At 70.3% G+C, this 10,254-nt stretch carries 7 protein-coding genes; 4 read left to right on the top strand and 3 right to left on the bottom strand.

The features are described 5' to 3' along the window. Positions 1 to 136: 136 nt before the first annotated feature. Positions 137 to 892, bottom strand: coding sequence for a GPP34 family phosphoprotein (locus tag ACFULQ_RS14150; protein ID WP_383542766.1), 756 nt, complete (start codon positions 890 to 892; stop codon positions 137 to 139). 208 nt (positions 893 to 1,100) lie between these two features. On the opposite strand from ACFULQ_RS14150, the gene ACFULQ_RS14145 reads away from it, so the two are divergent. Further along, the gene (locus ACFULQ_RS14145) at positions 1,101 to 3,539 is read left to right on the top strand and encodes a D-alanyl-D-alanine carboxypeptidase (RefSeq protein ID WP_383542763.1); all 2,439 of its coding nucleotides are present in this window, start codon (positions 1,101 to 1,103) and stop codon (positions 3,537 to 3,539) included. A 155-nt stretch (positions 3,540 to 3,694) separates the two neighbouring features. After that, complete coding sequence (locus ACFULQ_RS14140; protein WP_383542760.1) at positions 3,695 to 5,545, top strand: MFS transporter; 1,851 nt, start codon at positions 3,695 to 3,697, stop codon at positions 5,543 to 5,545. Positions 5,546 to 5,604: 59 nt separating this feature from the next. Here the strand turns inward: ACFULQ_RS14140 and ACFULQ_RS14135 are convergent, their stop codons facing one another. Next, the gene (locus ACFULQ_RS14135) at positions 5,605 to 6,432 is read right to left on the bottom strand and encodes a hypothetical protein (protein ID WP_383542758.1); all 828 of its coding nucleotides are present in this window, start codon (positions 6,430 to 6,432) and stop codon (positions 5,605 to 5,607) included. Positions 6,433 to 6,530: 98 nt separating this feature from the next. On the opposite strand from ACFULQ_RS14135, the gene ACFULQ_RS14130 reads away from it, so the two are divergent. Together ACFULQ_RS14130 and ACFULQ_RS14125 are read left to right on the top strand one after the other, a co-directional pair. Continuing rightward, positions 6,531 to 7,319, top strand: a complete 789-nt coding sequence (locus tag ACFULQ_RS14130) for an SDR family oxidoreductase (protein ID WP_383542755.1) — start codon at positions 6,531 to 6,533, stop codon at positions 7,317 to 7,319. A gap of 126 nt (positions 7,320 to 7,445) precedes the next feature. Continuing rightward, positions 7,446 to 9,026, top strand: a complete 1,581-nt coding sequence (locus ACFULQ_RS14125; protein WP_383542753.1) for a sodium:solute symporter family protein — start codon at positions 7,446 to 7,448, stop codon at positions 9,024 to 9,026. 59 nt (positions 9,027 to 9,085) lie between these two features. Here ACFULQ_RS14125 and ACFULQ_RS14120 read toward each other — a convergent pair whose 3' ends face one another. Further along, positions 9,086 to 10,204, bottom strand: a complete 1,119-nt coding sequence (locus ACFULQ_RS14120) for an ADP-ribosylglycohydrolase family protein (protein ID WP_383542750.1) — start codon at positions 10,202 to 10,204, stop codon at positions 9,086 to 9,088. Positions 10,205 to 10,254 lie beyond the last annotated feature (50 nt).

Raw genomic sequence — 10,254 nt, 5'->3', positions numbered from 1 at the left:
ACCGTACGGTTCCGTCACCCCGCGCGGACCAGCGGCTCCCGAACCGGTCTGTGGGGACTGACGGTGCGGCGCTGTGGCGGTGCGGGTGGTGCGGGTCTTGCCGTTCGTGCTGTTCCCGGTGCCGTGGGACTGCGGCTCAGTGGGCCACGGCGCGCGCCATCGGTCCTCGGCGCGGTTGCATCGGAACACCACGAGCGGGTTCCGGCGCGGGCCTGGCTCCGGGGGCGGCCTGCCGGCCGGCCGGTGCCGGGCTGCGGCGTGGCTGTGCGCCCACGCCGTTCTGGACGTCCATCACCGCGTGCGCGACGAGGCCGCCCATGGGGTCGTGCCTGATCAGATCCCGCAGCCGGGAGCGGGACGAGCGTCCCTCATTGCCCGGGTACAGGTGCTTGCCGAGGCCGACCGCGTGTGCCAGGGCGGCGAGCGCTGCGGTCCGCGGGTCCGGCGGTACGCCGGTGCGGATCGCCGAGTCCAGTCGGGACCTGATCTCCCGGCTGATCTCGTTGTCCGTCGCCTGGTAGCGGGTGGTCGGCAGCACTCCGCACATCTGACCCGCCACGGCATGCACCATGCCGCACCGCTCCAGATGCGAGAGGTAGGTCTGGCGGAGCCCGAGACGCGGCCCGCCGATCCAGTTCACTGCCCGCACGGGAGCGCCACGCCTTCGCAGCAACTCCAACGCGCAGTCCAAAGTCGGATCTCCTGTCGGCCGTGGTACCACCACGGCGATACGATCCCCGTCTGGGGCTATCCGTCCGGCCAGCGCCAGCTCTACTAGCTGTGCTCCGGCCAGACCGAGGTCGAGCGACTGCGGCTGTGCGGTGGTACCCGTGGCCGGGTCCAACGCCAGCAGCAGAAGCTCCTCCGGAAGTGTTCTGCGGCTCCTGCCCATCCATGCCTCCCCGCGTGGATGTACGACAGGGTGACCCCTCTCACATTGGTCTGTCGAGGGTGCGTGACCTGTTTGTAGTGGAACCAGTAGGTATGTCGTTCTCGTCTACCGGCTGGGGCAGGGCCACACACAGGACACTGGTACATGGTTCGGACAGCGTGGTGTGGCGGTTGCCCGGGCGGCGAATCAACGGTTCGGCAGACGCACGATGACGGATACCGATCACGTGCGGCACATGGAGGAGGCATCGGTGGCGGGCGAGTCCCCCGACAGGTCGAAGCAGCGCGAGTCGTCGGCAGAACCGACGTCGGGGACCGCGAGTCCGGTTCCCGAGGCGAGGAGCTCGGCACCCGACCCCCGGCTCGCGGTGGCCCGGGAGTCCGTCTCCCTCGGCGGCGTCGACACCGCCACGAGGATCTTCTCGGTACGGGACCTCCCGAAGACCCCCGAGAAGCCCGACGAGAGCCCCTCAGACCCCGAACCGGCCCCCAAGGACACCGACCCCTCGGACGAGTCCCCCGAGGCCCAGGAGACCCCGTCTGAGGCCCCGGAGGACGCACCCGACCCCTCCAGCGACTCCAAGGACGGCGACGAACGCCTCCGGGACGCGGTCGCGAAGTGGGTCACCAAGACGGAGACGGCCGACGAGCGCGAGGAGGAGGCCAAGGCCGACACCTCGGAGGAGGCCCCCGAGAGGGCCGTAGCCGACGAGGAGCCCGATTCCGACGCCAGGGCCGACGCGGCGGCCGAGACGGCCGTAGCGGACGAAGAGCCCGCCGAGGACGAGGAGCACGACCTCGACGCCGACGAGCCGGACTCCTCAGGGGCGCGGGACAGTGCCGAATTTGCGGCTACCGCCGCGCGGGCGCGACCGGCCACGACGGACCCGCAGACGGACGAGGACGAGGACGAGGACGATCAGGCCTCGGCACCTGAGACGGCCGTAGCGGACGAAGAGCCTGCCGACGACGAGGAGCACGATCCCGACGCCGGTGAGCCCGACTCCCCAGGGGCGCGGGGAACTGCGCGACCAGCCCCCACCGACCCGCAGACGGACGACGACGAGCAGGCCCCCGACGCCGAAGCCAAGGCCGAGACCGCCGTAGACGACGAAGAACCTCCCGTCGATCAGCCCACCGCTGTCTTCAAGGCTCCCCGGCCCCCCGTGGACCAACCCACCACCATGCTCAAGCTCGGCAAGCCGGCGCCCGCGCCCAAGCCGGAGCCGGAGGCCGAGGTCGAGCGGACCAGCAAGTTCGTCGCGCTCAAGCCGCTCGACGAGCCACGCGCCCCGCGGGACAAGGCGGACGTGACCGCCGCCGTCCCCCAGGTCGGCCCCGAGCGCACCACCCAGCAGCCCCTGCCCCCCAAGCCCCCACTGGACCTCCTGGCCGAGCTGACCAACACTCCGCCACCCCCGCCCAGCCCCCTCCGCACCGTCGCCCGCCGCGTCAAGATCTGGACGCCCCTCGTCCTGCTCCTGCTCGTCGCGTTCGCGATCGCGCAGTCCCTGCGGCCGCTGCCCGACCCCGCCCTCAAGCTGACCGCCGAGCAGACGTACACCTTCGACGGCGGCAAGGTCGACATCCCCTGGCCCGCCGACGGCCAGGCCGCCCTCGACGTCCAGGGCGTCGGCACCTTCGGCTCCACCGGAGGCCAGAAGCCCCAGCCGATCGCCAGCGTCGCCAAGGTCATGACGGCGTACATCATCCTGCGCGACCACCCGCTCAAGTCCGGCGAGGACGGCCCGAAGATCAAGATCGATCAGGCGGCCCAGGACCAGGTCACGGCCAAGGACGAGTCCACCGTCCCCGTGACCGCGGGCGACAGCATCACCCAGCGCGAGGCCCTCACGGACATCCTGATCGCGTCCGCGAACAACGTGGCCCGACTGCTCGCCCGCTGGGACTCCGGGTCCGAGAAGTCGTTCGTCAGCAAGATGAACGCCACCGCCAAGGACCTCGGCATGACCAACACCACGTACACCGACCCCTCCGGCCTGAACAACACCACCGTGAGCACGGCCGTGGACCAGGTGAAGCTGGCCAGGAAGGCGATGGAGCTGCCCGCCTTCCGCGAGGTCGCCGCCGTGATGTCGTACGTCGACTACAAGGGCAACAAGCACAACAACTACAACCGCCTGGTGGGCTACAACAACGTCGTCGGCATCAAGACCGGCACCACCACCTCGGCCCTCGGCAACCTCGTCTTCGCCGCCAAGAAGGAGGTGAACGGCGAGACCTACCGGATCATCGGCGCCGTCGTGCGCCAGCCCGCCGGCGGTGAGGACAACACGATCCTCGCGGGCGCCCTGTACGCGGGCAAGCAGCTGGTCCTGGCGGCCCAGGACGCGCTGAAGTCCGCCACGATCCTGAAGAAGGGCGACGTCGTCGGGTACGTCGACGACGGGCTCGGCGGGCACACGCCCGTCGTGCTGACCCAGGACGTCACCGCCGTCGGCTGGTCCGGCCTGAAGGTCGAGCTGTCCTTCGCCGCCGACGACGTACCGCACACCGCGAAGGCCGGCACCAAGGTCGGCACCCTCACCGTCGGTGACGGCAAGGGTGCGGCGGTCAAGGTCCCGGTCACCCTTCAGAAGGACCTGACCGAACCGGGCTTCGCCGACAAGCTGACCCGCGTCGGCTGACCCGGAAACGGGTCGGACGCACCATCTCGGCCCGTCGGCCGGACCCCGCCCGGGTTCCGGTCGGCGGGCCGCGTGCTAGCGTCACGAACCGGGGCAGGTCGCCGCTGGGACGCGGCCGGAAAATGAAGACGGGACACCACGGGGAGTGCCTTCAGGTGGCCACTGCGGAGCCGACACGCGCCGACGAGACCGACCCGGGCCCGGGTACCGGCCCGCGAATACGGGTGCCCGCAGACCCTGAGACCGGACACGACAGCCCTCCCGAGGGCATGCGGGGCAGGGTCCGAGCCTCCCTCCTCGCGCTCCGCGAGCGGCTGCTGCGGCACCCCGTTCTCTCCGTCACCGCGCTCTCCGGGCTCCTCCACATCGTCTGGTTCTTCACGTTCGCGAACAGTGGTGGCGATCTCGCGGCGCAGGACGCCTGGGCCGAGTTCGTCGGCCGGCACCCGGACTCCGCGTACAACCTGGCCTGGTACGGCGGCATGCACCCGGTGTCGTACAGCATCGTCTCGCCGTATCTGATGTCGGTCCTCGGCGTCCGTACGACGATGATGCTGGCCGGGACCGTCTCGGCCGCGCTGCTCACCCTGATCCTCATCCGCAGCCGGTCGGTGAAGAACCCGCTGTGGGCCTCGCTGGCGGGCGTCTACGCCTTCCTGTGCAACGCGGCCTCGGGCCGGGTGACCTTCGGCCTCGGCACCGTCTTCGCGCTCGGCGCGGTCGCCGTCGTCTTCTGCTGGCCGCACCGCTGGCGCCACAAACGCGGGGCCAAGGCCACCTGCGCCGCCACGCTCGCCGCCCTCGCGACCATGGCGTCCCCGGTCGCCGGACTGTTCGTGGGCCTGGTGGCCGTCTCCCTGTTCCTCCAGAAACGGCGTCCGGGCGCCTGGGCGCTGGGCATCGCGCCCACCGTGGTGGTCGCCCTGTCCGCCTGGCTGTTCCCGTTCTCCGGCACCCAGCCGATGAAGATCGCCTCGGTGCTGCTGCCGCTCGCCTACGGCGTCCTGGTCTACCTCCTCGTGCCGCGCGAGTGGACGACCGTCCGCATCACGGCCGGGGTCTACAGCCTCTCGGTGGTCCTGGTCTGGCTGGTCAGCTCGCAGATCGGCTCCAACATCTCGCGGCTGTCGATGCTGTTCGCGGGGGTGGCCCTGGCGGCCGCGCTGCCGTTCACGGTGCCGCGCTCCCGCAAGTGGTACGCCGTCGTCGTCTCCTTCGTCGGCTTCACCGTCTGGATCGGCTTCAAGTCGGTCGACGACATCGTCCACACGACCCCCACCGCCTCCTGGGCACGCGAGCTGGCCCCCCTGGTCAACGAACTCCAGGAGGTCGGCGCCGAGAAGGGCCGCGTCGAGGTCGTACCGGCCGCCTCCCACCGCGAGGCGTCCGCGCTCGCGCCGTACGTCAACCTCGCCCGGGGCTGGAACCGGCAGGCCGACATGGAGCGCAACCCGCTCTTCTACGACGACACCCTCAACTCCGCGAACTACCACGAGTGGCTCCAGCGCTGGGCCGTGCACTTCGTGGTCGTACCGAAGGACGAGCCGGACGGAAGCGGGGGCGAGCGGGAGCGGGAGCTGGTCCAGCGCGGGATGCCGTATCTGAAGCAGATCTGGGGCGACGCGAACTGGCAGCTGTTCCGGGTCACCGACCCGGCGCCGCTGGCCTCCCCGAACACGGTGGTGGACCGGGCGGCGCAGGGTGAGATGACCATGCGGGTGCGCAAGGCCGGGCGGATCCTGATCCGGATCCCCTACTCGCCGTGGCTGTCGATCGTCGACGCGGACGGCAAGAAGGTGAAGCCGCCGCAGGAGACGGAGGCGTCCAAGGAGCAGGACGCCTCGCCCAAGGTCTTCGAGAACCTCAACGGGTGTCTGATGGAGACGCCGGAGGACGGGGACGGGGACAAGTGGACGATGTTGGTCGCTCCGCGGGCGGGGACGTATCGGTTGGCGGCGCCTTATACGGTGCCGCGGGGGACGCCTTGTCCGGATGAGTTGAAGTAGTCGTGCGGCTGCGGGTGTGTGGGGGCTGGTGGCGCAGTTCCCCGCGCCCCTAAAGGCGGTTAGCGGAGCTGGTCCACGTATTTGTCTGTGCCCGGAATCGTCGGGATGAAAGGCGCCAGCAGCTCCCGGCGGCCCATCTCCGGCTCTTCCACCTCAGTGAAGTGGGGGTCCCAGCACTCCCTCGGGTCCCTCTCCAGGAACCACAGCAGTGTCACGCGGGTGTCGACGCCCTCCACCTGTTTCACGTACGTCATGCGGTCTCCGGGCAGAGGCGTCGGGCGGAACACCGTCACCATCGCTGCCGGGGAGCCCGCCAGGCGCTTCGGGAGGTGGCGGGTGATCAGCCAGTCCAGCAACTCGCCCCGCCGCTCCGGGGATTCCGCGTCGATCACCTCAAGGACCAGGCCCGCGTACGGGTGGTCCAGGGCGTGGAAGTCCCTCGGGCCCGCCGCGCCGTCGCGGTAGACCGTGGACTCGTGGTCCTGGAAGGCCGTGAAGACGTGGGTGCGGTCGCGGTAGACGCGGGCGTCCCGGTTGAGGCGCTTGTTGATCGCGACCGTCCATCGCATGTGGTCGTCGTAGCGGCCCTCGGTGACCCAGTACGTGGAGAGGTAGCAGCCCGCCGTCACCGGCTCGGCCACCGCCGACTTCTCCGGCACGCGCAGGAGTTGGAGGTCCCGGGTGGCCACCCAGCGGCGGCCCGCGAACATCCAGGGCATCGCCATCGCGCCCGCGTAGTAGTGGTCGTCCTCGTACCAGCGGTTGTACGCGTACTCGTGGCCGGGATGCGGTTCGACCATGGTGATCAGGGCGTGGCCGGGGCGGACTCCGTAGGGGCCTACGGCGGCCAGCTCGGCGTACGTCTCGCTGCGGGTCTCTTCTGACATGGGACCTTCCCTCCTCCAGCGCTCGCCCATACTCTGACGCCCCGTCAGATAATTCGCCAGAGTCAGGGACCGGGCAGGAAATCAGGGAGGCCGCGGGTATGTCACTTCTCTCCGGGAAGACCGTCGTGGTGTCGGGCGTCGGGGCCGGGCTCGGTCATCAGGTCGCCGCGGCCGTCGTACGGGACGGCGGGAACGCGGTGCTGGGCGCGCGTACCGAGGCGAACCTCGCGAAGAGCGCCGCCGAGATCGATCCGGACGGGGCGCACACGGCGTACCGGTCCACCGACATCACCGACGAGCAACAGTGCGTGGCCCTCGCGGAGTTGGCCCTGGAGCGGTTCGGGCGGCTGGACGCGGTGGTTCATGTCGCCGCGTGGGACAGCTACTTCGGCGGGCTGGAGGACGCGGACTTCGCGACCTGGCAGTCGGTCATCGACGTGAACCTGCTGGGGTCGCTGCGGATGACCCGGGCGTGCCTGGCCGGACTGAGGGCGGCGGGCGGGGGGGCGGTCGTGTTCATCGGGACGCAGTCGGCCGTCGCCTCTCCCTCGCAGGTGCGGCAGGCCGCTTACGCGGCGTCCAAGGGGGCGCTGACCAGCGCGATGTACTCGCTGGCGCGGGAGCTCGGGCCGGACCGGATCCGGGTCAACACCGTGCTGCCGGGCTGGATGTGGGGGCCGCCGGTGCAGGCGTACGTGCAGTTCACGGCGCATACCGAGAAGGTGCCGGAGGCGGACGTACTGGAGCGGCTGACCGAGCGGATGGCGCTGCCCGATCTCGCGACCGACTCGGACGTGGCGGACGCGGCGGTGTTCCTGGCCTCGGACCGGGCGCGGGCGATCACCGGACAATCGTTGCTGGTCAACGCCGGGGAGCTGATGCGGTGAGTTCATGTAGGTGAACGCAGGCCATCATCGCGAATATCTTTACCTCCCTTTGACCCGACGCCAGCTTGTCGTGTCCACGTAGTGGCGCCCACGATGAGCGCCGGGCTGATCCCTGGGAGGGCGCATATGAACGGTCTCGACTGGGCCGTGCTCATCGGCTATTTCGGCGTGATGGTGGCGATCGGCATCTGGTCCCACAAACGGGTGGACGACGTCAGCGACTTCTTCACCGCCGGGGGCAAGATGCCGTGGTGGCTGTCCGGCATCTCGCACCACATGTCGGGCTACAGCGCGGTGATGTTCACCGGGTACGCGGGCATCGCCTACACCTACGGCGTCACCTCGTTCGTCACCTGGTCCTTCCCCATCGCGCTCGGCATCGCCATCGGCTCGAAGCTGTTCGCGCCGCGGATCAACCGGCTGCGGTCACGGCTCCATGTGGCCTCCCCGCTCGAATACCTCAAGAACCGCTACGACTTGAAGACCCAGCAGGCGCTCGCCTGGTCGGGGATGCTGCTGAAGATCGTGGACGTGGGCGCCAAGTGGGCCGCCATCGCCACCCTGTTGTCCGTCTTCACCGGTATCTCGCTCAACCAGGGCATCCTCATCACCGGCTGCATCACGGCCGTCTACTGCACGATCGGCGGCCTGTGGGCCGACGCACTGACCGAGTTGGGCCAGTTCGTCATCCAACTCCTCGCCGGTATCGCGATGTTCGTCGCCGTGGTCCTCAAGCTCAACGACAAGGGCATCGGCTTCTTCGGCGCCTGGGACGAGCCGGAGCTCCAGGGCCACGGGGAGCCGCTGGTCGGGCCGTACGGCACGGTCTTCCTGCTCGCCTTCCTCTTCATCAAGCTCTTCGAGTACAACGGCGGCATGCTCAACCAGGCCCAGCGGTACATGGCCACGGCGAACGCGCACGAGGCCGAGCGCTCGGCACGGCTGTCGGCGGTCCTGTGGCTGGTGTGGCCGGTCGTCCTGTTCTTCCCGATGTGGATGTCGCCGCTGCTGGTCGAGTCGCAGAAGCCCGACGGCTCCGACTCCTACGGCCTGATGACCGAACAGCTGCTGCCGCACGGTCTGTTGGGTCTGGTCATCGTCGGCTTCTTCTCGCACACGATGGCCATGTGCTCCTCCGACGCCAACGCGATCGCGGCCGTCTTCACCCGGGACGCGGCGCCGGTGCTGTCCAAGCGGGCCCGGGAGTGGGGGCAGCGCACGGGCCTGATCGCGGCGCGGGTGACCACGGTGGTCTTCCTCGCCCTGTCGATGGCGGTGGCGACTCAGGTCAACTCCCCCGCCTTCAAGGACATCATCACGGTGGTCATCAAGTGGGTCGCCGGTCTGATGGGCCCGATCGCCATCCCGATGATGCTGGGCCTGCTCCGCCCGTTCCGCCGCTCCGGCCCCACGGCGGCGCTGACCAGCTGGTCGATGGGTCTGCTCGCCTTCTGGCTGGTCAACTACCCGATCAACTGGAACGTCGACGGCGGGGTCCCGCTCCAGTACCAGGTCTCGATCCCGCTGGCCGTCTCCCTGGTCCTCTACATCCTCATCGGCTTCATCAAGCCCGAGGACACCCCGGAACGCCTCGCGATCATCGAGAAGATCAACACCGACGGGGACGGCGACGGGGCGGCGGCCGCGGCGATCCCGGCTCCGGCGGGTGGGGTGGACGACGTGATCGGGACGTCGGCACGGGATTGACGGCCCGCGATGACGGCCCACGATTGACTGCCCGCGATTGACTGCCCGCGATTGACGGACTAGCCCCTCGGATAGCGGGCGAGCCAGCCCGGGGACGCGCCGGCCGGGCCGTGCAGGGCCGGGCCCTGGGTCATCTCCATCGCGAAGTCGTCGGCCAGCTCCAGCATCGTGGGACGGCCCTCCAGTTCGGCCAGCCAGGCCGGCGGGAGGGCCGTCTCGCCGTGCAGGGCGCCGAGCAGGCCGCCGGTGAGGGCGCCGGCCGCGGCGGAGGGGCCGTCGTGGTTGACGGCGAGGCACAGGCCGTGCCGTACGTCCTCGCCGACCAGGGCGCAGTACACGGCCGCCGACAGCAGCCCGTCCGCCGATCCGTCCGCGGCGAGCTCCTCCACCCGCGCCGGGGTGGGCATCCCCTGCCGTACCGCGCCCAGCGCGTGCTGGAGCGCGTCCGACACGGGTTCGTGCCCGGGCCGCGCGGCCAGCAGCGCGAGCGCCCGCTGCACGGCTCCGTCCAGACCGTCGCCGAGGGCCAGCGCGTGCACGATCACGGCGTACGCGCCCGCCGACAGATAGGCGACCGGGTGCCCGTGGGTCTGCGCCGCGCACTCCACGGCCAGCTGTACGACGAGCTGCGGCTCCCATCCGACGAGGAGCCCGAAGGGCGCGGACCGGGCGGTGGCCTCGGGCCCGAGTTCGTTCGGGTTCTTGGGCGACTCCAGCGTCCCCATGGTGTCGTCGCCGAACCCGATCAGCAGGGAGCGGGTCGGGTCGCGGCGGGCGTACAGCCACTCCTCGCGGGCCAGCCAGCCGTCGTCCTTGCGCCGCTCGTCGGGTCCCCAGTCGCGCTGGGTGGCGGCCCAGCGCAGATACGCCCGGTGCAGATCGGTGGGCGGATGCCAGGCGCCGGTGTCCCGGCGCACCTGGGCGCGGATGAGCCCGTCCACGGTGAACAGGCTGAGCTGGGTGAGGTGAGTGACCGCGCCGCGTCTGCCGTACCCGAACCCGAGGTCCACGAGCCCCTCGGCGCCGTACGCCTCCCGGATCTCGTCCAGCCCGAGCGCGTCCACGGGAGCGCCCAGCGCGTCACCGACGGCCACGCCGAGAAGTGTCCCGCGCACCCGGCTCCGAAAGTCCTGCTGCTCGGCTCGGCCCCACACGACGGCCCCGGCTGTCGCACCCACCAAGACCTCCCCGTGGCAACCGTCCGTATGTACGACGCTCAGCACTGTAA

The sequence above is a fragment of the Streptomyces sp. NPDC057253 genome (assembly GCF_042669125.1).
GTDB lineage: Bacteria > Actinomycetota > Actinomycetes > Streptomycetales > Streptomycetaceae > Streptomyces.
Note: the sequence above shows the minus strand (reverse complement) of the source record. Positions and strands in the feature narration are given on the sequence as shown.

Coding starts and splice junctions, on each gene's coding strand:
- ACFULQ_RS14150 (WP_383542766.1), bottom strand. CDS start 892: ATGGGCAGGAGCCGCAGAACACTTCCGGAGGAGCTTCTGCTGCTGGCG.
- ACFULQ_RS14145 (WP_383542763.1), top strand. CDS start 1,101: ATGACGGATACCGATCACGTGCGGCACATGGAGGAGGCATCGGTGGCG.
- ACFULQ_RS14135 (WP_383542758.1), bottom strand. CDS start 6,432: ATGTCAGAAGAGACCCGCAGCGAGACGTACGCCGAGCTGGCCGCCGTA.
- ACFULQ_RS14130 (WP_383542755.1), top strand. CDS start 6,531: ATGTCACTTCTCTCCGGGAAGACCGTCGTGGTGTCGGGCGTCGGGGCC.
- ACFULQ_RS14125 (WP_383542753.1), top strand. CDS start 7,446: ATGAACGGTCTCGACTGGGCCGTGCTCATCGGCTATTTCGGCGTGATG.